This is a genomic window from Micromonospora endolithica, from assembly GCF_003626595.1.
Taxonomy (GTDB): Bacteria; Actinomycetota; Actinomycetes; order Mycobacteriales; family Micromonosporaceae; genus Micromonospora; species Micromonospora endolithica.
On sequence record NZ_RBAK01000001.1, the window covers coordinates 1,013,769 to 1,039,906 of the forward strand.

Genomic DNA, 26,138 nt, shown 5'->3' on the forward strand with positions numbered 1-26,138 from the left:
GCGGTGGTCGCACGGGCCGCCGTACGCCGGCGTCAGGAGGAGCGAGCGTTGACCGACCAGACCGCGCTGGAGCAGGAGATCGCCGCCGAGCAGCGGCACCTCGACCGGGTCTACGCCCGGCTGGCGGAGCTGCGTCGGTCCGCGGTCCGCGCCGAGCGGGAGGGGTACCGGCTGGCCCGGGTCGGCAACTTCGGCGCGCTGGTGGAGCGGGACGCGATGGTGTTCCACGCGGCGCAGCGGCGGCACGTGCTGGACGCCGAGTACGAGGGCCTGGTCTTCGGCCGCCTCGACCTGCACGACCGGCAGGTGCTGCACGTCGGGCGGCTGGGCATCCGGGACCAGGACGCGGCGACGCTGGTGGTCGACTGGCGGGCCCCGGCCGCCGCCGCCTTCTACCAGGCCACGCCGGCCGAGCCGCTGGGTGTGGTCCGGCGGCGCACCATCCAGTCGTCGCGCGAGCGGGTCACCCGGATCGAGGACGACCTGCTGGATCCGGTCGCCGCCCCGGACGACATGACGGTGGTCGGTGACGGGGCGCTGCTGGCCACCCTCTCCAAGGCGACCGGACGCGGAATGCGCGACATCGTGGCGACCATCCAGCGCGAGCAGGACGAGGCGATCCGCTCCCCCGGCTCCGGCGTCACGATCGTCTCGGGCGGTCCCGGAACCGGCAAGACGGCGGTCGCCCTGCACCGGGCCGCGTACCTGCTCTACTCCGACCGCCGCCGGTACGCCGGCGGCGGCATCCTGGTGGTCGGCCCGTCCACGGTGTTCGTGGAGTACATCGCCTCGGTGCTGCCCTCGCTGGGTGAGGACACCGCCACCCTGCACTCGCTGGGCACGTTGTTCCCCGGGATGCGGGCCACCCGCACCGACCCGCCGGAGGTGGCGGCGGTGAAGGGCTCGTTGCGGATGCGCCGGGTCCTGGAGCGGGCGGCCCGGGACGCGGTGCCGGGCGGCCCGACCGAGTTGCGGCTGCTGTACCGGGGGGAACTGCTCCGGCTGGACCGGCGGGAGCTGGACGCCATCCGGGAGCGGGCGCTGCACCGGGGTGCCCGCCGCAACGAGGTGCGTCGGGTCGGCTTCGACGGCGTCTTCGCGGCGCTGTGGGCGCAGGCCCGCCGGTTGGGCGTGCCCCGGCTGCCGGAGCAGCGCGCCTTCGAGGCTGAGATCGCCGAGCGGCCGGAGTTCCGCGAGTTCCTCAAGGCGTGGTGGCCGCGCCTGCACCCCCGGCACGTGCTCGGCTGGCTGGCCGAGGCGGACCGGTTGCGGCGGCACGCCGAGGGGATCCTCTCCGGCCGGGAGATCCGGTTGCTGGCCGAGGCGTACCGGTCGCTGGACACCGAGGGCCTGACGATCGCCGACATCGCGCTGCTGGACGAGCTGGACGAACTGCTCGGCAAGCCGATGAAGCCGGCCCGGGCCAGGCGGGACCCGTACCAGTTGGCCGGTGGGGTGCGCGAGCTGAGCACCCTCGGCGACCGGCAGCGTGCCGCCCGGGAGGCCGCCCGGCAGCGGCCGGAGGACTACCGGGAGTACGCGCACGTGGTGGTCGACGAGTCGCAGGACGTCTCGCCGATGCAGTGGCGCATGATCGGCCGCCGGGGTCGGCTGGCGTCCTGGACGGTGGTCGGTGACCCGGCGCAGACGGCCTGGACCGGGGATCCGCAGGAGCTGACCCGGGCCCGGGACCAGGCGCTGGGTCGTCGTCGCCGGCACCAGTTCACGTTGACCACCAACTACCGGAACTCGGCGGAGATCTTCGCGGTCGCGGCGGCCGAGATCCGCCGGCTCTATCCGGACCTCCCGCTGCCCACCGCGGTCCGGTCGACCGGCGTGCACCCGGTGGAGCTGGCGGTTCCGGCGACGGAGCTTCGGACCACGGTCGCCGAGGCGGCCGGCGCCCTGCTCGCCGAGGTGGAGGGCACGGTCGGCGTGATCACGCCGGTGCCGCGCCGGGACGAGGTCGCAGGCTGGTTGGGCGGCCTGGGTGGACCGCGCCTCCAGGTGGTGACCAGCCTGGAGGCCAAGGGCATGGAGTACGACGGTGTCGTGCTGGTCGCGCCGGGCGAGATCCGAGCCGATCCGGGGTCGGGGGTACGGACTCTCTACGTCGCCCTGTCCCGGGCCACCCAGCGGCTGACCACCGTCGAGCCGACGGGCTGATCGGGGCGCCGGCCCGACGACATTACTTGCACACATTGCGATGTGAGCATACATTTGACGCGGGTCCGGAGTGGGACGGAGGGTGTCCGCGTGGGCGCAGGTCATGACCACCACCACGGGTCGATCACGGACGCCGCGCACCGCCGGACCGGGCGACTCTGGGCGGCCTTCGCGCTGCTCGGCGCACTGATGGTGGTGGAGGCGGTGACCGCTCTGCGGACCGGCTCGCTGGCCCTGCTCAGCGACGCCGGCCACATGTTCACCGACGTGCTCGGCATCGGCATGGCCCTGGCCGCGATCACCGCCACCCGGCGGCGCAGCACCGATCCGCAGCGCACCTTCGGGCTCTACCGGCTGGAGGTGCTGGCCGCCCTGGCCAACGCCGTGCTGCTCTCCGGGGTCGCGGTCTACGTGCTGGTGGAGGCGTTACGCCGGTTCGGCGACCCCCCGGAGGTGTCCACCGGCCCGATGGTGGTGGTGGTGGCCACCCTCGGCCTGCTGGCGAACCTGGTCGCGTTCGGCCTGCTGCGCTCCGGGGCGAAGGAGAACATCAACCTCCAGGGGGCCTACCTGGAGGTCCTCGGTGACCTGCTCGGCTCACTCGGGGTGATCGGGGCCGCCCTGCTGATCTCGGTCACCGACTGGTGGTGGGTCGATCCGCTCGTCGCGGTGGCGATCGGGGTGTTCATCCTGCCCCGCACCTGGCGGCTGGGCCGGGCCGCGTTGCGGATCCTGGTGCAGGCCGCCCCGGAGCACCTCCAGGTCACCGCCGTGCGCGACCGGCTGGCCGCCGTCCCCGGCGTCGCCGAGGTGCACGACCTGCACGTGTGGACGCTCACCTCGGGCATGGAGGTGGCCTCGGCGCACCTCACCACGACCCCGGACGCCGAGGTGGGTGCGGTCCTGACGGCCGCCCGGACCGCGCTGCGGGACGACTTCGACATCGCGCACGCCACGTTGCAGATCGAACCCGGAGCGACCCCTGGGGCCTGTGGGCCGGTCGAGTGGTGTTGAGCACATCCTTAAATCAGAGTGTGTAAAGTGCCGTATGCCGGAATTGTCGGTAAGTACGCGAGCACCATGCGTCACCTTGGCTGCACGTGTCACACCGGCACCGGTAGGCTCTGATCCGGTCACCGCCAGGCGGCACCCAACGGTGCCGGTGGTGACCGCCGCCTAATCGCCCGTGTGGGCGAGCCGGGGAACCACGTTCCTGGGGTGCATCCGCGTACGCGCGGTAGGGATCTTCCGTCCCGAACCCGTCAGCTAACCCGGTCGGCGGCTGACGGAAGGACACGTGCATGCCAGAAGTACGACACCGCGCCACCCGGACAGCGGCCCTGCTCGTCGCGACGCTCGCCGTGGCGCTCGGCGGGGCGCCGGTCACCGCGACCGCCGCACCGGCGCCGGCCACCGCGCTCGCCGCCCCCGGGCAGGACGAGGAGGGCGGCACCCCGGCGCTGCGCGACGCGCTGGAGGCGGCCAGCAAGGGCTACCTCGACGCCAAGCGGGCGCTGGACACCTCCGTCCAGCGGCAGAAGCAACTCGCCGCCGAGGTGCAGGCGACCGACGCCCAACTCGCCGAACGGACCCAACAGGTCGGCGAGATCGCCGGCCTGGCGTACCGCACCGGACGACTCAGCGCCGCCTCCGCCCTGCTCAACAGCGGCTCCCCGGACGGCTTCATGGACCGCGCCGCCGCCCTGGACACGATCGCCGCCAACGAGGACCGGGCGCTGCGCGAGCTTCAGCAGGCCCGCGAGACGGCCAACCGGGCCAAGCTGGCCGTGGAGATCGAGATCCGCGAACAGACGAAGCAGAAGGCGGTGATGGCCAAGCGCAAGCAGCAGGCCGAACGCGCGCTGACCGTCGCCAACCAGCGGGCGGCCGCCGCCGACAGCGGCGACTCGGTCCGGGGCACCTCCAGCAAGACGGCCAGGCCCGCGCCGCGCAACTCCGACGGCTCCTACCCCTCCGAGTCGTGCAGCGTCAACGACCCGACCCCGGCCAACGGCTGCATCACACCCCGCACCCTGCACGCGCTCAACCAGGCCAAGGCCGCCGGCTTCACCCGGTACGTCTCCTGCTACCGCCCCGGCGGCTCGGGCGAGCACCCGAAGGGGCGCGCGTGCGACTTCGCCGCCCAGAAGGGCGGGTTCGGCGGCGACGCCACCGGCGGGGACCGGACGTACGGCAACAACCTCGCCGCGTACTTCGTGAACAACTCCGACCGACTGGCCGTGCTCTACGTGATCTGGTACCGGCAGATCTGGCTGCCCAGCAGCGGGTGGAAGTCGTACAGCGGGGCCAACGGCGACCCGTCCAGCGACCACACCAACCACGTGCACCTGTCGGTCTACTGACCTCCTCCGACGGTCCCCGGCACTCCCCCGCGCGGGGAGCACCGGGGGCCGTCGGCGTGTCCGGGTCGGTCGGCCCGGCCGGTCAGCTCTCCGGCGCGGGCCGGTCCAGGGCCGCGCCCAGCCGGCTGGCCAGGGTCAGGTGGGCGGCGCGTGCCTGGCCGAAGGCGTACCGGAACAGCGGGGCGGGCGCGGTCAGGGTGATCTCCACGTCGATCCGCAGCACGCCGTCCGGCTCGGACCGCAGCCGGGTGTGGTTGCGTACCGTCGTCGCCGGCCACTGCCGCGCCACCGTCACCACCTCGTCGGGTTCGGCGACCAGGACGTCGGCGTGGTAGCTGGTGGGCAGGCGCAACGGGCCGACCGGGAGCCGGTCGGTGATCGTGTAGCTGCTCAGGGCGCCCGGTCGGGACGGGACCCGGCGGACCCGGACGATCAACGGGTGCAGGTCCGCCTGCCGGCGTGGATCGGCGAGCAGTGCCAGCGCCTCGGCGGGCGTGCAGCGCGCCTGGACGGTGTAGGTGAACGAATCACGTTTCGGCACGCCGTCTCCCACCGTGGTCACGTCGCACGATCGTCGCCTACGACCGACGCGCTGGCAACGCCCGACCGGACACGCGCCGGACGACCGGCGTTCACCCCCCGCCTTGACTACGGTCAGCTGATCGGTCATCACGATCGGCAACCTACGGTGCGGAGGGTACGACGATGGCAAGGTACGACCGGTGAGCGGGCACGTGATGGTCTTCGCGCCGACACCTCGGCTGACGGTGACCGTCGACCAGCCCAGTGACACCCCGGAGTTGCACCTGCACCCCGGCGGCCAGGGCGTGTGGCAGGCCCGGATGGTGTTGTCCCTCGGCGTGGACGTGGTCCTCTGCACCGCTCTCGGCGGCGAGATCGGCCAGGTGCTGGAACCCCTGCTGGTCAGCGAGGGCGTCGACCTCAAGGTGGTGGTCCGCGACTCGGGCAGCGGCGGCTACGTGCACGACCGGCGGGACGGGTCCCGGCAGGAGATCGTGGACGTGCCCGGCCAGCCGTTGAGCCGGCACGAACTCGACGAGTTGTACAACCTGGCGCTCGGCGAGGGGCTGCGCGCGCCGGTCAGCGTGCTCAGCGGGCCGAACGAGCCGTCCCTGGTCCCCGCCGAGTTGTACCGGCGGTTCGCCGCCGACCTCGGCGCCAACGGCGGCCGGGTGGTGGTCGACCTGTGCGGCGAGCACCTGAACGCCGTCCTGGACAGCGGGGTGTTCTTCCTCAAGGTCAGCCACGAGGAGCTGATCGCCGACGGCCGGGCCACCGGCGGGGGCGAGGACGAACTCGCCCGTGCGATGTACGAACTGCACGACACCGGCGCGGAGAACGTCGTGGTGAGCCGCGCCGACAAACCCGCCCTGGCACTGGTCGACGGCGAGGTCTTCGAGGTGCACATGCCCCGGTTGGAGGCCGCCGACCCGCGCGGCGCGGGCGACTCGATGACCGCCGGGGTGGCCGCCGTCATGGCCCGCGGTGGCGACGTGCGTACCGCCGTCCGGACCGGCGCGGCGGCCGGCGCGCTCAACGTGAGCCGGCACGGCCTCGGCACCGGGCGGCTCGACTCGATCACCGGCCTGGTCGACCGGGTGAGCCTGGTCCCGGCGGGCAGCCGCCCGCAGGAGCGCACCACCCCCGACGAACTCGCCGAACGGGTGGCCGAGCGATGACGCTGCGGGTGCTGATCACCAACGACGACGGGATCGCCGCGCCCGGCATCCACGCCCTCGCCCGCGCCGCCGTGGACCGGGGACTGGACGTGGTGGTTGCCGCCCCGCTGGAGGAGGCCAGCGGCACCAGCGCGGCGCTGACCGCGGTGGAGAGCGACGGGCATGTGGTGGTCCGCGAGCACCCACTGCCCGGACTGGACGGTGTCCCCGCGTACGGCGTCGGCGCCTCCCCCGCCTTCATCACGCTGATCGCGACGCACGGGGCCTTCGGACCACCGCCGACCGTCGTGCTCTCCGGCATCAACCGGGGCGCCAACGCCGGCCGCGCGGTGCTGCACTCCGGCACCGTCGGCGCCGCGTTCACCGCCGCCGCCAACGGGTGCCGCGCCATGGCCGTCTCCCTGGACGTGCTCACCCCCGGCGAGGCCACCGCCGCCAGCGGCGGTGCCGCGGTGGCCGCCGCGGCCCGGGTACGCGACGCCGAACGGCACTGGACCACCGCCGCCCGGGTCGCCCTGGACCTGCTGCCACGGCTGACCGCCGCGCCCGCGCTCAGCGTGCTGAACGTGAACGCCCCCGACCTGCCGGCGGGTCGCCTGCGCGGTGTCCGACGAGGGACCCTGGCCAGCTTCGGCCAGGTGCAGATGACGGTGGCGGAGTCCGGGCACGGCTTCGTGCGTACGTCCCTGGAGGAGCCCGGCGAGGCCGCCCAGGAGGGCACCGACGTGGCCCTGCTCGCCTCCGGGTACGCCTCGGTGACGGCTCTTCGCGCGGTCACCGAGGTGGCCGACGTCGACCTGTCCGGCCTCGACTGACTCCGTCGGCGGCCGACCATGGCCGGGTCCCGGCGGGTGGCCCGCCGGCGGCGGTCAGGCGCCGGGGAGGACCTCGGGGGTCGGGGTCCCGGCGTAGTAGGGCTCGGGGGCGCCGAACAGCCCCAGCAGGCCGGTCACCCAGAGCTGCCGGTGCACGAACCGGCTCGGCTCGGTGACCGCGAGCTTGACGCCACTGACCTCGGCGGTCTGGAAGCCGGCGACCATCGCGCTGATGCCGACGGAGTCGATGAAGGTGACCAGCCGCATGTTGAGCTCGATGCGGGCCGGCCGGCCCTTGGCCAGAACCTCGGCCACGGCCTCGCGCACCTCGTACGCGGTGTCGACGTCGATCTCGCCGCGGGGAGCGATCTCGATGACACCACCTGGCAGGACCGACTTCACGATCGACAGGCTCACGCGAGCACCTCCACTCGCCCGTCCCCCGGGCGCCTCATCAGTACGCGGGCCGCGACCGAGAGTATTCCTCCGACGGCCTCGGTCGCCACCCCTCGGGATGAGCAATTCTGCTGTTCGGGTGCAGAAAATCGCCCTTATCCGGACTTTTCATATGTTGTTTACCTGGCGCACGTCGCGGCGGACGGCGTCGCCGGACCAGGGTAACGGTCGTTCGCCCGGACGCCCGCACCTGAGCGCCCCGGGCGCGCCCCACCCTCGGCGTCGAGATCGACCCGACGTCACCGGCCCCGTCGGCGGGCGTGGCTCACGGGATGGTTTGCCGAGCGTGCCTAGCATCGGCCGGAGGACGGCGACTGCGAATGCGACGGAGAGGAAGATCGATGATCAGGAGACTTGCCGCGCTGGCCGGGGCCAGCGCGCTACTCGCCCTCGTGCTGGCGTGCGGCTTCGGCGGTGGCGGCGATGACGACGACGATGACGGTGACGACGACTTCGCGCGGCGCGCGCCGGCGGTCGTCACGCTGCACTGAACCCGCGGCCGGTTTGCCCGGGCACTCCGCTGGGCATCAGCGGAACAGGCGAACCGTAACGCGCCGGAGACGCCGGAGTCCGAAGTGGCCGCGGGGCTTCGGCACCCCGAGGAGGTAACCCCGATGTTCGGAACCAACCTGCTGGACCACCGCAGCAAGCCCGAGCGGATCGCGGACCAGGCGTGGCAACACCTGCTCTCGGCGGTCGGATCGGCGGGGGAGAGCGTGCGGGACACCGCCCGCTCGGCCCGCCGCGGCGGCTCCGGTCTCGCTGACGAGGCCGGTGACCTGGTCGGCTCCGCCGCCGACGAGGCGCGCCGGAGGGCCACGCTGGCCTTCGACGCACTCGCCGGTCGCCGGCCGGCACTGCCCTGGACCCTGCTGATCGGCGCCGCCCTGGTCGGTGCCGCCGTCGGCTGGGCCGCGGGCACCGCCGCCCGAGCCGCCGGAAGCCACGACCGCACGGTGGACGACATCGAGTTCGTCGACGTCGACCGGCCGAACTCCCCCGCCAATCTCGACAACTGACCGATCCACCTCGACGGGCCCCGGACGATTCCTCAGGTCGTCCGGGGCCCGTCGCCATGCCACCCCGCCCTGATCGGCGGTCGCCGCCCCGGACGAATGGTGCTGATCATGAGGTTGGCGGGCCCGAAACGGACATCTTGCTCCGCTAACCTCATGATCGGCCACCGGTAGGGCCCGTGGCGACACTGTTGGACGGCCGGGCCGGCGGGCGCGGGGCGAACGTGGGTGCGGGGGCGGGCGGGGCGGGGTGGGGTCGCGACCCCCGGGGGACGGGGTTCCGGGGGTCGCGACCCCGGCGGGTGGGTGGACGGCTCGTGGGCCACGGCTGGAGGGCCGGGGCCCGACTGACGGGGCCTGATCGAGGGTCGGCTTGTCGGGGGCCATTGCCCCTCGGGTCACCCGGGGCCACCACCACGCCGGCGACACTCATCCGCATCCCGCGGTTCCTCTCGGGGGGGCCCGGACACGAGGGGGGACCTGGTGTCCGGGGCAGGGCGAGGTGCGGCACTGCGCGGAGCTGCCCTGGCTCCCGACGGTCGGTGCGACGGCTCCCGCACCCGAGGATCGGCCCACCTTAACGCATCCATGGCACTGCATGGAAGCGCTCCCAAGAATTTCTCATCCCGCCGGGGTGAGGGACCGTCACCCGTACCGACGGCAGCATCGACCCGGGCGAACCCCGGTGTCCCGTCCGTCCGCGGCCACGGCCACCCCGACGGGCCCGCAGCGCCCGCACGTCCGCCCACAGGAGGGAGCCACCGATGGCCGTCACGCCGATCAGCCGCATCGACCAGGAGATCCAGTCCGCCGTTCTCGACGAGCTGACCTGGGAGCCACGGGTCCAGCCGCACGAGATCGGCGTGACCGTCGCCGAGGGGGTGGTCACCCTGACCGGTCGGGTGGACAGCTACGCCAAGAAGTGGGCCGCCGAGCGCGCGGCGCACCGGGTCGCCCGGGTCCGCGCGGTCGCCGTCGACCTGGCCGTGCGTCTCGACGGCGGCGCCGAGCACGCCGACGAGGACATCGCCGCGGCAGCCGGCCACGCGCTGGAGTGGGACGCGTTCGTGCCGGTCGGCCAGGTCGAGGTCACCGTCTCCGGCGGCTGGGTGACGCTGCACGGCGACGTGGAGTGGGAGTACCAGCGGCAGGCCGCCGAGCGCGCGGTGGGCCGGCTGAACGGCGTACGCGGGGTCGGCAACGGCATCGCGGTGCGCCCCGACGTCCGGGCCGACGCGCACACCCTCGCCGAACGGATCGTCGACGCCCTGGCCCGCAACCGGGCCACCGAGGCGGAACGGATCGACGTCCGGGTGCACGGCGACACGGTGGTCCTCGGCGGGCTCGTGCACTCGATGCCGGAGCGCGCCGAGGTGGAGCGGACCGTGTGGTCCGCGCCGGGCGTGCGGGAGGTGCGGAACAACGTCGCCGTCGCGCCGGTGCTCACCCCCGGGGTTCCCGGTGACCCCGGAACCACCCCGGCCGGGTGAGCCGTCCTCACCCGGCCGGCGACGAGGGTGGGAGTCATGACTGATCCGAGCGGGCTGATCCGACCCGGGAGCACGGCGCCCGGGTTCACCCTCCCGGCGACCCCGGACGGGCGGCAGACCGGACCCGACGACTTCCGCGGCCGGCCCGTCGTGCTCGCGTTCTACCCGGCCGACTGGAGCCCGGTGTGCGGGGACCAGATGTCGCTGTACCAGGCGGCCATGTCCGAGTTCGACCGGCACCAGGCGGCACTGCTCGGCGTCTCGGTGGACAACCTCTGGTCGCATCGGGCGTTCGCCGAGGACCGCGGCATCGACTTCCCGCTGCTGGCCGACTTCGAGCCCAAGGGTGAGGTGTCCCGCCGGTACGGCGCGTACACCGACCGCGGCGAATCCGCCCGCGCGCTGGTGGTGATCGACCCGGACGGCACGGTGGCGTGGAGCCACCTGTCACCGCCGGACGTCAATCCGGGCGCCGACGGCATCCTGGACGCGCTGGAGCGGATGGACGACGAGCGGCGGGTGACGACGCGATGACCACGCCACTTCAGGTGTCCGCCCGGCTCCGGACCCCGGTGACCGACGCCGACCACGTACGCGGTCCGCGGGACGCACCGGTCACGGTCGTCGAGTACGGCGACTTCCAGTGCCGGTTCTGCGGTGCCGCGTACCCGAACCTGGTCGAGCTGCTGCGCCAGCGGGCCGACACCGTCCGGCTGGTCTTCCGGCACTTCCCGATCGCCAACGTCCACCCGTACGCGGAGAGCGCCGCCGAGGCGGCCGAGGCCGCCGGGCAGCGCGGGCGGTTCTGGGAGATGCACGACTGGCTGTACGAGCACCAGGACCAGCTCGACCCGGTGCACCTGTCCCTCGGTGTCGAGCAGCTCGGCCTGCCCGCCGACGAGATCGGCGCGGAGGTGGCGCGGCAGGCGCACGGCGACCGGGTACGCCACGACTTCGTCGGCGGGATCCGCAGCGGCGTCAACGCCACCCCGACGTTGTTCATCAACGACGTCCGTCACGACGGCGACCACGACCTGCCCAGCCTGCTGGCCGCCGTGGACAACGCCGCGAACCCGTGAACCCGGCGGGGGCCGCTCAGAGCAGGTGGAGGGCGCGGGCGCGGCGGACCGCGTCGCGGCGGCGGGTGGCGTCGAGCTTGCGGTAGATGTTGCGGACGTGGGTCTTCACCGTGTTGACCGACAGGGACAGCTCGGCGGCGATCTCCACGTTGGACAGGATGCTCTGCAGGTACCGCAGGATGGTCAGCTCCCGCTCGGTCAGCGGCTCGTCCAGCGTCGCCGGGCCGGGGGCGGTTGGCGGGCGGGACGGCGGCTCGTCGGTGCCGCGGACCAGGTCGCTGACCGTCGGCCAGTGCGCGGTGCCGGCGTCGAGGTGCGCGGCGAGCAGGTCCCGTACCCCCGGCTCGGCGTGGGTGAAGGGCCGCCGGTAGCCCTCGGCGGCGGCCAGGTCCAGGGCCTGTTCCAGGATCCGCCCGGCCCGCCGGTCGTCGCCCGCGCGGCGGGCCAGCACCGCGTCCAGCAGGGCGGCGTCGAGGCGTACCGGCAACGGCCAGTCCGCCGCCTCCGGGGCCTGCCAGTCCGGCAACACCTGTGCGGCGGCCCGGGCGTCTCCGGCACGCAGCTCGACCCGGGCCCGTGCCACGGCCAGCGGTGCGACCGGTGGATCACCCGCGTCCGCCGGGTCGGCGAGCAGGTGACGGGCGGTCTCCAGGTCGCCCCGGAGGCCGCGCAGATCCGCCTCGGCGGCGATCAGCGAGTGGGTCAGCTCCCCCGCCGTGGGCAGGTCGGCGAGGCGTTCGCGTGCCTCCTCCAGCGTCCGGCACGCTCCGGCGAGGTCCCCGGCGTCGCGCAGCAGGTGCGACCGGCACAGGGCCGCCACCGCCCCGGCCGCCGGCTCGCCGGTCGCCGGGGCGGCCAGGGACAGGCTCGCCTCGGCCTCCTCCGGCTGGTCACGGTGCAGGGCCACCACGGCCAGCGCCAGGTAGCCGTACCCGCAGTCCTTCCGGCACGCCCACCCCTGGCAGGGCGGCATGGCCAGCGCCTCCCGGGCCCGGTCCTCGGCCGCCCGCAACTCGCCCCGGACCGCGTGCAGGAGCGCCGCCCGGCTCGCACCGACGAGTTCGGTCCGCGGCCGGCCGGCGGCGCGGGCGGTGGGCAACGCCCGGGCGAAGGCCACGGCGGCGGCGCGCAGGTCCCCGTCGGCCAGGTCGGCGAGACCGATGGCGGTGTCCGCGACCGCCCACGCGTCGGCGTCCCCGGCCGCGTCCCCCCGGGGCTCGACCGGCGCCGGCCCGGCGACCACCGGAACAGCCGGCCCGGAGGGCACGGGCCCCGCCGGCCCGGAGGGCACGGACCCGACCGGCGGCGCCCCGGAGGGCACCGGGCCGGCCGGGTGGACGGCGTGCAGCCGCTCGGCGGCGGCGCGTACCCCGGTCGGGTCGCCGGACAACCGGGCCAGCGCCAGCTCCACCGCGGCGGCCAGCGACCGGAACCGGTCCCGGCGCGGGACGGGCAGCGAGCCGGCGGCCCGCATCGCCGCCCGCAGGTGACCGGTCGCGGCGCCGGCGTCGCCGGCGTGGGCCCGCTCGGCCGCACAGGCGAGGGCCAGCTCCGGGTCGCGGCGCACCGCCTCCTCCGGCGGGGGCGCGGGCGCCGGCCCGGTCGGGCTCTCCTGGTCGTACGGGGCCAGCTCCGGCCACCGGGTGACGAACAGGTCGCTGGCGGTCGCCCAGTCCCCGGCGCGCAGCGCGTGCCGCAGGGCGTCGGCGGGCCGGCCGTTGTCGGCGTACCAGCCGGTCGCCCGCAGGTGCAGCTCGCGCAGTTCCTCGGCGGGCAACCCGCGCAGCTCGGCGTGCAGCAGGTCGGCCAGCAGGGGGTGGCAGCGGTACCAGGGCGGACGGCTGTCGTCGCGGCGCAACAGGCCGCCGTCGGCGGCCAGCCCGGCCAGCGCGGTCCCGGTGTCCGCCCGGCCGGTCAGCGCGTCGGCGAGACCGGCGCAGACGGCGTCGGCGACGGCGGTCCGGCGCAGGACGTCCCGGGTGTCCGCGTCCAGGCCGGCCAGCACCTCCTCGTGCAGGTAGCCGGCGACGTCGGGCTGGTCACCACCGAACTGTTCCACCCAGCGGGCCGGATCGGGTCGCCCGCGCAGGGCGAGCGCGGCGAACCGGAGCGCGGCGGGCCAACCGTCGGTGCGTTCCCGCAGCCGGCGTACGCCGGCGACCGGCAGCGGCACCCCGTGTGCGGTGAGCAGGTCGGCGATCTCGTCACCGCTGAACGCCAGCTCGTCCGGTCCGATCTCGGTCAGCTCGCCGGCCAGGCGCAGCCGGTGCACCGCCAGGGGCAGCCCGGCCCGCGCGCCGGCCAGCAGTCGCAGCCGGCCCGCGGAGTGCCGGAGCAGGAACTCCAGGCCGGTCAGCGCGGTCGGGTCGGTGATCCGGTGCAGGTCGTCGAGCACCAGCAGGACGGGGCGCTCCCGGGCGGCCAACGCGGCGGCCAGCAGTTCCAGCTGGTCCGGGCGCGGCGACCGGTCGGGCAGCGGCGGGCCGTCCGCACCGTCCGCCGCCGCGGTGGCCGCGCGCAGCGCCCCGGCGAGGTACGACCAGAGCCGGTCGGCGTCGTCGCCGGCCTCCACCGACACCCAGCCGGGCACCGGTGACCCGGCGGTGGTCGGTCCGTCCCCGCCGGCCTGGTCCCGGCCCGTCCCGGCGGCGGCCCGGGCCCAGGACGCGAGCACCGTCGTCTTGCCCCAGCCGGCGGGCGCGGCGACCAGGGTGACCGGTCCGGCGGCGCCCTGGTCGAGCAGCCGCAGCAGGCGGGGCCGGAGGAGCACCGGCTCGGGCAGCGGTGGCGGACCCAGCCGGGACGCCAGCAGCGTGCCGGCCGTGGTCGCGCCGACCCCCGTCGCCCGTCCGTCCTCCGGCACCCGGCCACCCCCCAACGGACTCGTGCCGCTCCCCCAGGTCCTGCGGGCGGCGGTTACCCGGCCCGGCCCGGTTCACCCCTTCCGGAGGAACCGGCTTCACCCCGGCCCGCCGCACCCTGGTCGGGAGGGTCAGCCGGACAGGCGGTGGGAGGAACGGTGGGACGGATCGCACGGATGGCCGGCGGCACCGTCGCGTCGGCGGTCGACGCGCTGGCCGCACGAGCCCGCCGGGCAGGTCGCGGCACCACCGGCAACGATCCGGGCGGCGGGCGGTGGCAGGTGGTGACGGTGGACCGTACACCCGACGAGGTGCGGCCGGACGGGCGGTGGCCGGAGCCGTTGCGCCGGCTCGGCGACGCCGTGCAGGTGCGGGTGCGGCCGGCGCCGGGCTGCCGGGGCACCGAGCTGGCCGCCCGCCCCCGCCCCGGCCGGGTGCCGCCGGGGCTCGCCGCCCACCTGGTCGGCGACGACCCCGGCGCACCGGTCCGGGCGGCGTTGCGGCAGGCCAAGCAGCTCGCCGAGACCGGCGAGGTGCTGCGCGCGGACCGCCCGGCCATGGACCGCGCCGGGCCGCCGGGATGAGGGCGCTGTGCTGGGTGGGCGCCGACACCCTGGAGGTACGCCAGGTGCCCGACCCGGAGCTGCGCAACGGCCACGACGCCGTGGTGCGGGTACGGCGCAGCGCCACCTGCGGGGGCGATCTGCCGTTGCTGGCCGGGCGGGTGCCGGACCTGTCCGTGGGCGACGTGCTGGGCCACGAGTTCCTCGGCGAGGTGGTCGAGGTGGGCCCCGAGGTGCGGGGGCACCGGGTGGGTGACCGGGTGGTGGTGTGCGCCGGGGTGGCCTGCGGCGCCTGCTGGTACTGCCGGCGGGACCTGCCCGCCTGCTGCGACAACGGCAGCCTGGATCCGGAGGCGGCCGAGACGGCGTGGGGTCACCCGGTCGGCGGGTCGTTCGGCCGGCCGAGGGCGTCGGGCGGTTTCGCCGGCAGCCACGCCGAGTACGTCCGCGTCCCGTACGCCGACGTCGGGGCGTTCACCGTGCCGGAGGCGGTCGGCGACGACCGGGCGCTGTTCGCCTCGGACGCCGCGCCGGCCGGGTGGATGGGTGCGGACCTCGGCGGCGTACGCCCGGGTGACGTGGTGGCGGTGTGGGGGGCCGGGGCGGTCGGGCAGCTCACCGCGCGGGCGGCGACCCTGCTCGGCGCGGAGCGGGTGATCGTGGTCGACCGGTACCCCGACCGGCTGCGGATGGCCGAGCGGCACGCGGGCGCGGAGACGATCGACTACCGGCACGTCGACGTGCCCGCCGAGCTGCGGGAACGCACCGGCGGGCGGGGGCCGGACGTCTGCGTGGAGGCGGTCGGCGTGGGGTGCGACGGGGGGTCGCCCCGGTCGCTGGCGGACCGGTTCACCGGCCGCGCCGAGCGACCCACCGCGGTCCGCGAGGCGGTGCACGCCTGCCGCAAGGGCGGCACCGTGTTCGTACTCGGTGAGTTCACCGGCTTCGTGGACGCCTTTCCGCTCGGCGCGGTCACCGCCAAGGGGTTGACCGTGCGGGGCGCACGCCAGCATGGGCAGCGCTACATCCCGATGCTGCTGGAGCGGATGGCCTCGGGCGAGTTGCGCACCGAGCACCTGGCGACCCACGAACTGCCGCTGGAGCAGGGCGCCCGGGGGTACGCGCTGTTCCGGGACCGCGCCGACGGCTGCGTACGCAGCGTGCTGGTGCCGTAGGCCGTTCCGGTCTCGCGGGGCCGCGACTGCGGCGGGCCGCCGGGGCGGGTGGCAGACTCGGCGGATGCCTGACGACCGTCCGTACGATCTCGTCCTGTTCGGCGCGACCGGCTTCACCGGGGCGCTCACCGCCGAATACCTGGCCCGGCACGCCCCGCCCGGGCTGCGCTGGGCGCTCGCCGGGCGCAACCCGGAGAAGCTGGCGGCGGTCCGGGGGCGGCTGGCCGCGATCGACCCGGAGCTGGCCGGGCTGCCGCTGCTCACCGCCGACGTCACCGACGCGGAGTCGCTGCGCGCGGTGGCGGAGAGCGCCCGCGTCGTGGCCACCACCGTCGGTCCGTACGTGCACCACGGCGAGCCGCTGGTCGCCGCCTGCGCCCGGGCGGGAACCGACTACCTGGACATCACCGGCGAGCCGGAGTTCGTCGACACGATGTACGTACGGCACCACGCCGAGGCGGTGCGCACCGGCGCCCGGCTGGTGCACACCTGCGGCTTCGACTCGATCCCGCACGACCTGGGCGTCTGGTTCACGCTCAAGCACCTGCCCACCGACGGGCCGGTGACCGTCGACGGCTACGTGCGGGCCGGCGGGAAGTTCTCCGCCGGCACCTACCACTCGGCGCTGACCGCGTTCTCCCGTACCGGCGAGGCGAGCCGGGCCGCGAAGCAGCGCCGGGCGGTCGAGCCCCGGCCGGAGGGCCGGCGGGTGCGGGCGGTACCGGGCAGGGTCGGCCGGTCGACGGACGTCGGCAGGTGGGCGGTGCCGTTGCCCACCATCGACCCGCAGGTGGTGCGCCGCTCCGCCGCGGCCCGACCGGAGTACGGCCCGGACTTCCGCTACCGGCACTTCGCCGCGGTCAAGCGGCTGCCGACGATCGTGGCCGCCGGCGCCGGGATGGCCGGCCTGATCGGTCTGGTGAAGTTGCCGCCGACCCGGCGCTGGCTGCTGGGTCGGCTCGCCTCCGGGCAGGGGCCCACGCCGGAGCAGCGGGCGAAGTCGTGGTTCCGGGTGCGGTTCGTGGGCACCGGCGGTGGCCGGCGGGTGGTGACCGAGGTCGCCGGTGGCGACCCCGGCTACGACGAGACGGCCAAGATGCTCGCCGAGTCGGCGCTGTGCCTGGCCACGGACGACGACCTGCCGGCGACCTCGGGTCAGGTCACGCCGGTGACCGCGATGGGTGACGCGCTGCTGGAGCGGCTGGTCAAGGCGGGCATGACCTTCCGGGTGGTGGACCAGGGTTGACCCTCGACCAGGTCGAGGGGACAGGATCGACGGTCGTGGAGAGCGACCTGCGCAGCATCGGCGAGCTGGCCCGGGCCAGCGGCCTGACGGTCAGCGCGCTGCGGTTCTACGACTCCGCCGGCGTGCTGGTGCCGGCCACCGTAGACCCGGTCACCGGCTACCGGTGGTACACCGACGACCAGGTGCGACCGGCCCGGCTGGTGGCCGGCCTGCGCCGGGTCGGCATGCCGGTGGCCGAGATCGCCGCCGCGGTACGCGCCGAGCCGGCCGCCGCGCACCGCCTGCTCGACGCGCACCTGCGCCGGCTGGAGGACGGTCTCGCCGACGCTCGTCGGGAACTCTCCCGGATCCGCGTTCTGGTCGATCCCGAGGAGCACCCCGTGACCACCCGTGTCGTGCTGTCCCCCGCCCACCTGGCCGCCGCCGTGGACGCCGTCCGCTTCGCCGTCGGCACCGACCCGGAACTGCCGGCCGCGACCGGCGTGCTGGTCGACGTCGACGCCGACGGCCTCCGGTTGGTGGCCACCGACCGTTACCGGCTCGCCGTCGGGCACGCCCCCGGTCCGGTCGAGGGCCCGGCCGTGACGGCGCTCGTCCCGGTCGGGTTCGTCGACCGGATGCGGACCCTGCTCGGCACCGGGGCCGGCGAGGTGCGGCTGACCGTCGCCGCCGGCACCGTCGAGGTCACCGTCGGCGCCGCCGCGGTGGCCACCGCCGGGCTGGCGTACGACTTCCCGGACTGGCGCCGCCTGGTGCGGACCGCGCCGGCCGTCGCGCCGGCGCACCGGGCGACCGTCGACGTGGCGGCGCTGCGCACGGCGCTGACCGGCGCGGACGCCCCCACCGTCCGGCGCGAGCACGACGGCGTGGAGCTGGCCGTCACGGTGCTCGGCCCGGACGAGCGGGGTGGGGTACGGCTGCTGGACGCCGACGAGGTGGCCGGCGCGTCCGCCGGGTTCCGGGTCGGGGTGAACGGGGCGTACCTGCTCCAGGCCCTCGACGCCGCCGACGCCGGTCAGCTGGTGCTGGAGCTGGACGGGCCGATCGCGCCGCTGGCCGTACGCCGGACCGACGGCGCCGGGTCCTTCTCGGTGCTGATGCCGATCCGGCTCTGACCGCGGGCCGCCGGGCGTCCCCGCCCCGACACCGGGCCCGGGCGGATCGGGGCGCGACGGTAGCATCGGAAGGTCCACCACCAGACAAAGGCGTACGGAGCAGCATGCTCGACATGGAGTTGATCCGGAAGGATCGCGAGGCGGTGGCGACCGCGCTGGCCAAGCGACTGGACCCGGCGGAGGTGGCCGGCGCGCTGGACGAGATCCAGCAGCTGGACCAGCAGCGGCGCAGCCTGATCAGCGAGATCGACGGGGAGCGCCAGCGCCGCAAGGCGGAGTCCCGGGCGTACGCGGAGGCCAAGCGGGCCGGCCGGGAGCCCGAGCCGGTTGCCCCGGACGCGGGCCGCCGGCAGCTTCCCGAGCTGGAGGCGGCGCTGGACGAGGTGCAGGGTCGGCTGCGCAACCGGATGGCCGAGCTGCCCAACCTGCCCGCCGACGACGTGGTGTCCGGCGGCAAGGAGGCCAACCGGGTCGTCAAGACCTTCGGCGAGCCGCCCGCGATCGAGAAGGTCCGCGACCATGTCGAGCTGAGCCGGATGCTGGGCCTGGTCGACCACGAGCGGGGCGTCAAGCTCGGCGGCTCCGGCTTCTGGATGTACACCGGCATGGGCGCCCGGCTGGAGTGGGCGCTGCTCAACTACCTGATCGAGCGCAACGTCGAGGCCGGCTACGAGTTCCTGCTCCCGCCGCACCTGCTGCTGGACACCGCCGGGTTCGCCGCCGGGCAGTTCCCCAAGTTCTACGACGACGTCTACCACCTGGACCGGCAGTCCGCCCCGCGCGGGCAGTTCCTGCTGCCCACGTCGGAGACGGCGATCCTCGGCGCCTACCAGGACGAGATCCTGGAGACGGCGAAGCTGCCGCTGAAGGCCTTCGCCTACACGCCCTGCTACCGCCGGGAGGCGGCCGGCTCGCACTCCGACGAGCGCGGCACGGTACGCGGCCACCAGTTCAACAAGGTGGAGATCTTCCAGTTCACCCTGCCCGAGCAGGCCGACGCCGCGCTGGAGGAGATGGTCACCCACGCGGAGAGCCTGGTCGAGGGCCTCGGCCTGCACTACCAGCGGAGCCTGCTGGCGGCCGGCGACTCCAGCGCGGCGATGCGCAAGACCCTCGACATCGAGGTCTGGATGCCCAGCACCGGCAAGTACAAGGAGGTCTCGTCGGTCTCCTGGGGCGGTGACTACCAGGCCCGGCGGGCGGCGATCCGCTACCGCGAGCCGGGTGGCAAGCAGACCCGTTTCGTGCACACGCTCAACGGCTCCGCGCTGGCCACCAGCCGGCTCTTCCCGGCGATCCTGGAGCAGTTCCAGCAGCCCGACGGCTCGGTCGTCGTTCCCGAGGTCCTCCGCGACCGCCTGGGCACCGATCTCCTGAGCCCTCGATGACCTGACGGCATCCTCGGCCGGGCTTGGCCTCAAGCCCGGCCGATACCGTCTCCCACCCGCGCCGTCGCCACGAACTCGGAAGGATGCTCAGGCGGCGAGGGCTTTCAGCCGGCGGGTCAGGTCTTCGCCGTCGAGGAAGCCCCGGTGGATGATCGTGCCGGTGCGGTCGAGGATGACGAAGGTGCTCTGCTCGACGACCTCGAAGCGCCGCCACAGGGCCCCGCGCCGGTCCTCGATCTGGGGCACCCCGGCCAGCTCGAACTCGGTGACGAAGTCCTTCATCGCGCGCTGCTCGCCGAGGCCGGCGACGCCGATCACCGGCACGGTGTCCCGGTAGGCCGGCGCCACCTCGGCGATCGTCCAGGCCTGGGAGGCGCAGGTGGCGCACCAGGGCGCCCAGAACCACAGCACCACCGGCTTGCCGGCCAGCGCGGCGGTGTCGAAGGGTGTCCCGTCGAGGTTCTTCGCCGCGAAGCGCAGGCTCTCCGGCAGGACGGCGGGAGCGGTGGGCGTACCGGCGGGAGCGGCGGGCGTACCGGTTGGGGACGCGTCGACACCGCCGGGAGCGGGCGCGGACGCGGCGCCGGCCGGCGGGGCCGGCTCGGCGGTCCCGCAGGCCGCGCCGGCCAGCAGCGTGCCAGCCAGCACCGCCGCCGTACCGGCCCGCCGGGCCCGTGTCGTCCCGCCGGACCGGCCGTCCGGTCGCGTGGTACGTGTCGCGGCACCGAGCATCCGCGTCTCCCTTCCTGCCGGCCGGCGCGACGACGCGCGCACGGTGCGCTACTCGACCTTGGACAGCCGCAGCGCGAGTTCGGGGCAGACCTTGACCGCCTTGAGCGCTCCCTCGCGCAGCCACGTCGGCACCGGGGTGGGCGGGAAGGCGGGGAATCCGTTGCCGTCGAGCCGGATGAAGTCCGGTACCACGTGTGCGCAGAGACCGTGCCCGTCGCAGCGGGACCAGTCCAGGGTGAGCCTCTGCGGGTTGTCGTCCGGTGCGCCGGGCAGCCCCATCACCCCCTTGACCCGCCGGCCGCAGCCGTCGCCGGTGCTGTGCAGGCGCAGGTCGTCGACGAACACCTCCATCGCGGAGAGCGCGAACCGGGCCGTACCGTCGGGGTGGCTGCACGCCCCGCGGCCCTTGACGTCGCCGGCGGCGGCCCGGACGACCTCCACCGGCGCGCTTCCGGCGACCGCGAGGTCGACGGAGCGGGCCAGGTCCGGCAGGCCCATCTTGCACGGGCCGCACTGGCCGGCGGACTCCCCGGCCAGATAGCGCACCACCTGCGCGGTCTCGCCCAGCGGGCAGGTGTCCATGCCGAGCGGGATGATGATGCCGGCGCCGAGGGTGCCGCCGACCGAGGCGAGGCCCTTGCGGGAGATCTCGGCTTCGTCCGCCGCCTCCTGCGTGATCCACTTGCCGTGGTAGCCGCCCATCAGGATGCCCGACGAGTCCGGCACCTCGCACAGGTCGAGGATCTCCCGCAGCGGGGTCCCGGCGGCGCACTCCACGACCGCCGGTCGCATCGCCGCGCCGGTCACGGTGAGCAGGACGGTGCCGGGTTCGTCGTCGGTGCCCAGCGCCGCGTACTCGTACGGTCCGAGCCGGGCGGCGATCGCGAGCTGGGCGTACGTCTCGGCGTTGGACAGCAGGGTGGGCAGCCCACCGACACCGGAGTCGCTGGAGCGCTTCTTGGTGCCGGGCGGGATGTGCGGCAGGCCGTTGATCCCGTTGACCAGCGCACCGCCCTCGCCGGAGATGAACCGGTGCGGCACGGTGACGATGGTGGTCTCCGCCGGCATCCGGCGCTCGGAGAGCGCCTCGGTCAACGAGTCGCGACCCACCCCGTCGTCGGCGATCCCGATGACGATCTCCTCGGCGTCCAGCGCGTACGCGGCCAGCGCCGCCCCGTCCAGGATCAGGTGCGGGGCGCGGGTGAGCAGTACCTTGTCCTTCCAGCTGGCCGGCTCGCCCTCGGTGGCGTTGACCACCACGACGGCGGCCAGGTCCTGCCGCTCGCAGGACTCCAGCACCGCGCGGAGCTTCCTGGCGAACGGGAAACCGGCGCCGCCCTTGCCCGTGAGCTGGATGCCCTCGGCGAGGCGGAGCAGGTGGGACGGCTCCATCGGTCCGATCGGCCCGTGCACCTCCTCGTGGGCGAGCAGGTCGAGGCGGCCGAACTCGGCGAAGCCGGCGGTGAGCCGGGGCTCGCCGACGCATGCCACCGGCGGGACGGTCGTCCGCATCACTTCGCCTCACCGCGCAGCCCGGCCCAGTAGGCGCTGTCCACCTCGGCGGCGTTGGCCTTGCGCCGGCGGCTGGACCGGCTGTCCCCGGCGGCGCGGCGGGCCCGGCGGGAGGCGAGATCGACCAGGGTGGGGGTGTCGTCGACCGGCGGCGGCGCCTCGTCCGGGACGTACCGGGCCGGCGGGCGCCAGTAGTCCGGCTCCACCTCGGGCAGGTCGTCCTCGGCGCTGTGCCGGCCGGCGCCGCTGCGCGGAGCGGCCGAGATCGGACCGGCGGAGATCGGACCGGCCGAGATCGGGCCCGCCGAGATGGGGTCGACGGAGACCGGCGCGGTGGACTCCCAGCGGCGCGGGCTGTCCCACGGCTCCTCGGGCTCGTCGAGGCCGATCGGCGGCGACACCGGGTACCGGCTCTCCGCGTCGGCGCGGGACCGGCGGCCGGAGCGCACCGTCTGGTCGTCGTCGCGGTAGCGCCGGCCGGTCGAGGTGGTCTCCACGTCGGCGTCGCGGCGGGACGTCCGCTCCTCGTCGGACCGCCGGGCGGCCACCTGCTCGCGCTCGGCGTCCCGGCGGCGGGTGGACCGCGACTCGGAGGGCTCCGCCGTCCGTCGGCGGGAGGACCGCTCGGCCGGCGCGGACTCCCGCGCGGACTCCCGGCGGCGGCTGGACCGGGCGGCCGGCTCCAGCTCCTCCTCGACGTCCCGGCGACGGCTCGGTTCGCGCAGCGTGCCCGGCTCGGGCACCACCGGCACGGTGAAGCGCTCCGGGTCGCGGCGCCGGCTGCCCGGCGCGGTCCAGGTGCCGGTCACGGTGGTCTCGGCCCACGTCGCGGTCCGCTCGGGGGTCTTCTTCTCCTTGTCCCGCCGGCTGAGGTTCTTCAGCAGCAGGCGTCCGTTGGTGTCGTCGGGCAGCCGGGCGGCCATCGCCCTGTTCCGCGCGGCGGCCTGCTGCTGCTCGCGGCTGCGCCGGCCCAGGCTGACCGACAGTCGGACCAGCAGCGCGACGACCACCAGCAGAACGCAGGCCAGGTAGCTCAGCGTCACCCAGGCCGCCGCGGGCCGGCCGGCGTTGAGGCCGTGGAAGATGGCGAAGGGCCAGGCGAGGTACGCCGCGGAGTGCAGCACCCGCCAGAGCCACTTCGGACCGACGCCGGCGAACCGGGCCCGGATGAGGCCGGTCCATAGCACGCTCACCATCAGCAGGGCCGCCACCGTGCCGAGGCCGACGTAGACGCCCCGTCCGCCGACGAAGGGCACCACCGCGTCGGTGGCCGAGGCCCGGCCGGTGAGCACCTTGGTCACCACGTGGAAGAGCAGTCCGGCCACGCCGAGGATGCCGGTGGCCCGGTGCGCCGACTGCAACAGCACCCGGTGCCGGATCAGCAGCACCAACCGGTCGGTGGCGAGCAGCCCCATCATCACGGTGAGGCTGAGGGCGACCAGGGCGATCACCCCGGCGAAGAACTCGGTGAAGAAGAAGCCGTACGCGTACGCGGTCGAGCCCACCCCGGTGAGCATGGTGACCGCCCAGGTCGCGGCGAGCGCGGACACCCCGAAAACGGCTACCGCCCCGGTGGACCGGGTCCGCACCCCGCGACTGCTGGTGGCGGTCCGGACCGTCGTGGCCTTCTGGTTCTGCTGTGCCCGGGCCATCTGCTCCTCGATCGTCTCGCGGCGGCGCGCCACCGGCCGACCCTGGTTCCTCCCACCTGTACGGACCGGCCGGGCCGGCGGATCAGCCGGACGGGAAAAATTTCTCGGCGGACCGTCGAACCACCGGCCCACCCGGCGCGTGTACGCCCCGGACGTCCGCCCGCCCGCGCACGCCCCGGTCAGCGGGCGTGGACGGACGGTAGTGACAGATGTCCATGCGTTGACAGTTCCTGCAATACGCTTGTAATCTTTCGGAAAATTTCAGTCCGGTCTGCAAGACACCGGCAACTGGAGTTTCCTTCCCCTGGCGCCACCACCACCCCCGTCCCCACCCCCCGTCTGGAGTCACAGATGCATCGACGTCGATGTCTGTCAGCGGTCGTCGCCCTCGGCGTGATCGCGGGTCTGCTCCTGCCGACCGTCGTGACGGCACCCCCGGCCGCCGCGGCCCCCGCCGGCACCAAGAAGGTCATCGCCAACCTGTTCGAGTGGAACTGGCCGTCGGTGGCGAGCGAGTGCCAGAGCACGCTCGGCCCCAAGGGCTACGGCTACGTGCAGGTGTCCCCGCCGCAGGAGCACGTCAGGCGCTCCGAGTGGTGGGTGGCCTACCAGCCGGTCAGCTACCGGATCGAGTCCCGCAAGGGCACCCGCGCGCAGTTCAAGTCCATGGTCGACACCTGCCACGCGGCCGGTGTGAAGGTCATCGTGGACGCGGTCATCAACCACATGTCCGGCCAGGACAACGGCGGCACCGGCTGGGCCGGCTCGTCCTACGGCCACTACAACTACCCGGGCATCTACTCCGCGTCGGACTTCCACTACTGCGGGACCTCCGGCAACGAGATCACCAGCTACGGCGACCGCTACCAGGTGCAGAACTGCGAGCTGGTGAACCTCTCCGACCTGAAGACCGAGTCGGACTACGTCCGGACCCGGATCGCCGGGTACATGAACGACCTGCTCTCACTCGGGGTGGACGGCTTCCGGCTGGACGCCAGCAAGCACATGCCGGCCGGCGACATCGCCGCGATCAAGAGCAAGCTCTCCCGCTCGGCGTACATCGTGCAGGAGGTCATCTACGGCGCCGGTGAGCCGATCACGCCGAACGAGTACACCGGCAACGGCGACGTGCACGAGTTCCGCTACGGCAAGGACCTGGCCCGGGTGTTCCGCTCGGAGAAGCTGGCCTACCTGCGCAACTTCGGCGAGGGGTGGGGTCACCTGCCCGGCTCGGTCTCCTCGGTCTTCGTGGACAACCACGACACCCAGCGCGACTTCGGCGGGGTGCTGACCTACAAGGACCGGGGCATCTACGCCCTGGCCAACGTCTTCATGCTGGCCTGGCCGTACGGCTCGCCGTCGGTGATGTCCAGCTACACCTTCAGCCAGCGTGACCAGGGCCCGCCGCAGGACGGCAGCGGCAAGACCGTGAACACCACCTGCTACTCCGGCTGGGAGTGCGAGCACCGGTGGGGCGCCATCGCCAACATGGTCGGCTTCCGCAACGCCACCGAGGGCGCCGGCGTCGTCAACTGGTACGACAACGGCAACAACCACATCGCCTTCGGCCGCAGCGGCAAGGGATTCGTCACCGTCAACGACGAGGACTACGCGATCAACGGCCGGTCCTACTACGCCGGGCTCCCGGCCGGCCGGTACTGCGACGTCGTGCACGGCACCTTCTCCGGCGGCTCGTGCAGCGGCCCGGTGATCACGGTGGACGGCAACGGCTGGTTCGCGGCCAACATCCCCGCCCACGACGCGGTCGCCATCCACGTAGGCGCCCGCCTGAGCTGACCACAAGGAAGGGCCCCTTGTTATCGCCAAATGCATAGCAAGGGGCCCTTCTTAACGCCTGGGGCATTACAGTGTTTTAGTGCTCTTTGACCGGATCAGTCCATCCCGTCGGTACCGCTGGATCGCCGCGGCGGTGGGCGTACCCCTGCTGATGCTGGCGGCCGGCGCGACCGGCTGGGCCCTCACTCCACGGCCGGCGCCTGCGCCGCCGGCCCGGCCGGCGGCGCAGGCGCCGGTGCCGCCCACGGCGACGCCGACCCCCGCGGAGAGCGTGCCGCCCGCCGCGCCCGCGCCGGACCACCTGCCGGTGGTCGACTACGGCCCGGCGCCGACCGGCTTCCCGGCCGACCCGGAGCCCTTGGACACGACCCCGCTCACCGAGGGGGCGCACCCGACGCGGCGGGTCGCCGCCTACACCGCGCCCGGCGGCCGGCCGCTGGCTTTCCTCGACCCCACCATCAGCGGCGTCGAGGTCACCATGCCGATCGTCGACCGGCGCGCCGGCTGGACCGCGGTCCTGCTGCCCTCGGCGAACCGCACGCTGGCCTGGCTGCCGCCCGGCGGCTTCGCCACCGTGGCGCTGCGCGACCAGATCGTGGTCGAGCGCAAGCCGCACCGGCTCACCTGGTACCGCGCCGGCCGGGCCGTCCGCTCCTGGGAGGTCAGCCTCGGGCAACGCGGTCAGGAGACCCCGCTGGGCCGCACCTTCGTCCTCGGCCGCACCCCGCCGCCGGAGGCCGTGTACGGCGGGGTGGACATCTTCGCCCTCGGCTCGGTCCCGGACGACCCGGAGGCGGTCCCGCCCGGCCTGCGCGGCGCGCACATCGGCATCCACACCTGGCAGGATGATGACGAACTGGGGCAGAACACCACCAACGGCTGCATCCGGCTGACCAAGAGCGGTCAGCGGGAACTGCTGGCCGAGCTACGCCCCGGCACCAGCGTGGTGGTGGTGGACGAGCTGCCTACCCCGCCACCGACGGCCTGACGGTTTCCGGCACGCGGAACGGGT

23 protein-coding genes and 1 riboswitch are annotated in these 26,138 nt (G+C 74.5%); of the genes, 17 read left to right on the forward strand and 6 right to left on the reverse strand.

Translation table 11 applies throughout. The annotated features are described in order from the left end of the window. The first annotated feature begins 48 nt into the window (after window positions 1-48). The 3 genes from D7223_RS04575 to D7223_RS04585 all read left to right on the forward strand — a co-directional run bounded on the left by D7223_RS04575 (window position 49) and on the right by D7223_RS04585 (window position 4,529). The gene (locus tag D7223_RS04575) at window positions 49-2,166 is read left to right on the forward strand and encodes a HelD family protein (protein WP_120725063.1); all 2,118 of its coding nucleotides are present in this window, start codon (window positions 49-51) and stop codon (window positions 2,164-2,166) included. Window positions 2,167-2,256: 90 nt separating this feature from the next. Continuing rightward, complete coding sequence (locus D7223_RS04580) at window positions 2,257-3,180, forward strand: cation diffusion facilitator family transporter (protein ID WP_120725065.1); 924 nt, start codon at window positions 2,257-2,259, stop codon at window positions 3,178-3,180. Window positions 3,181-3,329: 149 nt separating this feature from the next. Then, a riboswitch (cyclic di-AMP (ydaO/yuaA leader) is annotated at window positions 3,330-3,463 on the forward strand. Between the two features lie 4 nt (window positions 3,464-3,467). Continuing rightward, window positions 3,468-4,529: a coiled-coil domain-containing protein gene (locus D7223_RS04585; protein WP_120725067.1), complete on the forward strand. Its 1,062-nt coding sequence runs from the start codon at window positions 3,468-3,470 to the stop codon at window positions 4,527-4,529. An 82-nt stretch (window positions 4,530-4,611) separates the two neighbouring features. Here D7223_RS04585 and D7223_RS04590 read toward each other — a convergent pair whose 3' ends face one another. Next, entirely contained in the window at window positions 4,612-5,070 is a 459-nt protein-coding gene (locus D7223_RS04590) for an SRPBCC family protein (RefSeq protein ID WP_120725772.1), read from the reverse strand. A 181-nt stretch (window positions 5,071-5,251) separates the two neighbouring features. Between D7223_RS04590 and D7223_RS04595 the strand changes: the two genes are divergently transcribed. Further along, window positions 5,252-6,229 (forward strand): 1-phosphofructokinase family hexose kinase, encoded by a 978-nt coding sequence (locus D7223_RS04595; RefSeq protein ID WP_238161552.1) that lies wholly within the window; start codon window positions 5,252-5,254, stop codon window positions 6,227-6,229. Beyond that, entirely contained in the window at window positions 6,226-7,044 is an 819-nt protein-coding gene (surE, locus tag D7223_RS04600) for a 5'/3'-nucleotidase SurE (RefSeq protein WP_120725069.1), read from the forward strand. Before D7223_RS04595 ends, surE begins: the two co-directional genes overlap by 4 nt. 54 nt (window positions 7,045-7,098) lie before the next feature. Here the strand turns inward: surE and D7223_RS04605 are convergent, their stop codons facing one another. Next, window positions 7,099-7,461: an STAS domain-containing protein gene (locus tag D7223_RS04605; protein ID WP_120725071.1), complete on the reverse strand. Its 363-nt coding sequence runs from the start codon at window positions 7,459-7,461 to the stop codon at window positions 7,099-7,101. A 380-nt stretch (window positions 7,462-7,841) separates the two neighbouring features. On the opposite strand from D7223_RS04605, the gene D7223_RS32680 reads away from it, so the two are divergent. From D7223_RS32680 to D7223_RS04625, 5 genes are all read left to right on the forward strand, one after another. Then, window positions 7,842-7,991, forward strand: coding sequence for a hypothetical protein (locus tag D7223_RS32680; RefSeq protein ID WP_158610816.1), 150 nt, complete (start codon window positions 7,842-7,844; stop codon window positions 7,989-7,991). A 123-nt stretch (window positions 7,992-8,114) separates the two neighbouring features. Continuing rightward, window positions 8,115-8,519 carry a hypothetical protein gene (locus D7223_RS04610; protein WP_120725073.1) on the forward strand — a complete coding sequence of 135 codons (405 nt, stop codon included), beginning with the start codon at window positions 8,115-8,117 and terminating at the stop codon, window positions 8,517-8,519. Window positions 8,520-9,280: 761 nt separating this feature from the next. Further along, window positions 9,281-10,006: a BON domain-containing protein gene (locus tag D7223_RS04615; RefSeq protein ID WP_120725076.1), complete on the forward strand. Its 726-nt coding sequence runs from the start codon at window positions 9,281-9,283 to the stop codon at window positions 10,004-10,006. A gap of 36 nt (window positions 10,007-10,042) precedes the next feature. Further along, on the forward strand, window positions 10,043-10,540 hold the full coding sequence (locus D7223_RS04620; RefSeq protein ID WP_120725078.1) for a redoxin domain-containing protein: 498 nt from the start codon (window positions 10,043-10,045) through the stop codon (window positions 10,538-10,540). Next, on the forward strand, window positions 10,537-11,085 hold the full coding sequence (locus D7223_RS04625; RefSeq protein ID WP_120725080.1) for a DsbA family protein: 549 nt from the start codon (window positions 10,537-10,539) through the stop codon (window positions 11,083-11,085). Before D7223_RS04620 ends, D7223_RS04625 begins: the two co-directional genes overlap by 4 nt. A 16-nt stretch (window positions 11,086-11,101) precedes the next feature. Here the strand turns inward: D7223_RS04625 and D7223_RS04630 are convergent, their stop codons facing one another. Beyond that, window positions 11,102-13,963 carry a winged helix-turn-helix domain-containing protein gene (locus tag D7223_RS04630; protein ID WP_120725082.1) on the reverse strand — a complete coding sequence of 954 codons (2,862 nt, stop codon included), beginning with the start codon at window positions 13,961-13,963 and terminating at the stop codon, window positions 11,102-11,104. 141 nt (window positions 13,964-14,104) lie between these two features. Between D7223_RS04630 and D7223_RS04635 the strand changes: the two genes are divergently transcribed. The 5 genes from D7223_RS04635 to serS all read left to right on the forward strand — a co-directional run bounded on the left by D7223_RS04635 (window position 14,105) and on the right by serS (window position 19,433). Continuing rightward, entirely contained in the window at window positions 14,105-14,530 is a 426-nt protein-coding gene (locus tag D7223_RS04635) for a hypothetical protein (RefSeq protein ID WP_238161556.1), read from the forward strand. After that, a complete protein-coding gene (locus D7223_RS04640) occupies window positions 14,527-15,684 on the forward strand; it encodes a zinc-dependent alcohol dehydrogenase (protein WP_120725084.1) in 1,158 nt (385 codons plus the stop codon). The genes D7223_RS04635 and D7223_RS04640 overlap by 4 nt, the downstream gene beginning before the upstream one ends. A 64-nt stretch (window positions 15,685-15,748) precedes the next feature. After that, window positions 15,749-16,930: a saccharopine dehydrogenase family protein gene (locus D7223_RS04645; protein ID WP_120725086.1), complete on the forward strand. Its 1,182-nt coding sequence runs from the start codon at window positions 15,749-15,751 to the stop codon at window positions 16,928-16,930. A gap of 47 nt (window positions 16,931-16,977) precedes the next feature. Next, window positions 16,978-18,045: a DNA polymerase III subunit beta family protein gene (locus D7223_RS04650; protein WP_120725776.1), complete on the forward strand. Its 1,068-nt coding sequence runs from the start codon at window positions 16,978-16,980 to the stop codon at window positions 18,043-18,045. 104 nt (window positions 18,046-18,149) lie between these two features. Next, window positions 18,150-19,433 carry a serine--tRNA ligase gene (gene serS / locus D7223_RS04655; RefSeq protein ID WP_120725088.1) on the forward strand — a complete coding sequence of 428 codons (1,284 nt, stop codon included), beginning with the start codon at window positions 18,150-18,152 and terminating at the stop codon, window positions 19,431-19,433. 87 nt (window positions 19,434-19,520) lie between these two features. On the opposite strand, the gene D7223_RS04660 is transcribed toward serS, so the two are convergent. From D7223_RS04660 to D7223_RS04670, 3 genes are read right to left on the reverse strand one after another with little or no spacing between them, the layout of a single operon-like run. Next, window positions 19,521-20,165, reverse strand: coding sequence for a TlpA family protein disulfide reductase (locus D7223_RS04660; protein ID WP_120725090.1), 645 nt, complete (start codon window positions 20,163-20,165; stop codon window positions 19,521-19,523). 48 nt (window positions 20,166-20,213) lie between these two features. Beyond that, window positions 20,214-21,680: an NADH-quinone oxidoreductase subunit NuoF family protein gene (locus tag D7223_RS04665; RefSeq protein ID WP_120725092.1), complete on the reverse strand. Its 1,467-nt coding sequence runs from the start codon at window positions 21,678-21,680 to the stop codon at window positions 20,214-20,216. Beyond that, entirely contained in the window at window positions 21,677-23,362 is a 1,686-nt protein-coding gene (locus tag D7223_RS04670; protein WP_238161557.1) for a ferric reductase-like transmembrane domain-containing protein, read from the reverse strand. Before D7223_RS04670 ends, D7223_RS04665 begins: the two co-directional genes overlap by 4 nt. Before the next feature lie 318 nt (window positions 23,363-23,680). Between D7223_RS04670 and D7223_RS04675 the strand changes: the two genes are divergently transcribed. Further along, the gene (locus D7223_RS04675; protein ID WP_120725094.1) at window positions 23,681-25,126 is read left to right on the forward strand and encodes an alpha-amylase; all 1,446 of its coding nucleotides are present in this window, start codon (window positions 23,681-23,683) and stop codon (window positions 25,124-25,126) included. Window positions 25,127-25,205: 79 nt separating this feature from the next. Further along, window positions 25,206-26,114, forward strand: coding sequence for a L,D-transpeptidase (locus D7223_RS04680; protein WP_120725096.1), 909 nt, complete (start codon window positions 25,206-25,208; stop codon window positions 26,112-26,114). The last annotated feature ends 24 nt before the right edge of the window (window positions 26,115-26,138 follow it).

What these genes read in the sequence shown, in the direction of transcription:
- surE (WP_120725069.1), top strand. Translation starts at nt 6,226, where the DNA reads ATGACGCTGCGGGTGCTGATCACCAACGACGACGGGATCGCCGCGCCC.
- D7223_RS04615 (WP_120725076.1), top strand. Translation starts at nt 9,281, where the DNA reads ATGGCCGTCACGCCGATCAGCCGCATCGACCAGGAGATCCAGTCCGCC.
- D7223_RS04645 (WP_120725086.1), top strand. Translation starts at nt 15,749, where the DNA reads ATGCCTGACGACCGTCCGTACGATCTCGTCCTGTTCGGCGCGACCGGC.
- D7223_RS04660 (WP_120725090.1), bottom strand. Translation starts at nt 20,165, where the DNA reads ATGCTCGGTGCCGCGACACGTACCACGCGACCGGACGGCCGGTCCGGC.
- D7223_RS32680 (WP_158610816.1), top strand. Translation starts at nt 7,842, where the DNA reads ATGATCAGGAGACTTGCCGCGCTGGCCGGGGCCAGCGCGCTACTCGCC.
- D7223_RS04620 (WP_120725078.1), top strand. Translation starts at nt 10,043, where the DNA reads ATGACTGATCCGAGCGGGCTGATCCGACCCGGGAGCACGGCGCCCGGG.
- D7223_RS04675 (WP_120725094.1), top strand. Translation starts at nt 23,681, where the DNA reads ATGCATCGACGTCGATGTCTGTCAGCGGTCGTCGCCCTCGGCGTGATC.
- D7223_RS04625 (WP_120725080.1), top strand. Translation starts at nt 10,537, where the DNA reads ATGACCACGCCACTTCAGGTGTCCGCCCGGCTCCGGACCCCGGTGACC.
- serS (WP_120725088.1), top strand. Translation starts at nt 18,150, where the DNA reads ATGCTCGACATGGAGTTGATCCGGAAGGATCGCGAGGCGGTGGCGACC.
- D7223_RS04610 (WP_120725073.1), top strand. Translation starts at nt 8,115, where the DNA reads ATGTTCGGAACCAACCTGCTGGACCACCGCAGCAAGCCCGAGCGGATC.
- D7223_RS04640 (WP_120725084.1), top strand. Translation starts at nt 14,527, where the DNA reads ATGAGGGCGCTGTGCTGGGTGGGCGCCGACACCCTGGAGGTACGCCAG.
- D7223_RS04585 (WP_120725067.1), top strand. Translation starts at nt 3,468, where the DNA reads ATGCCAGAAGTACGACACCGCGCCACCCGGACAGCGGCCCTGCTCGTC.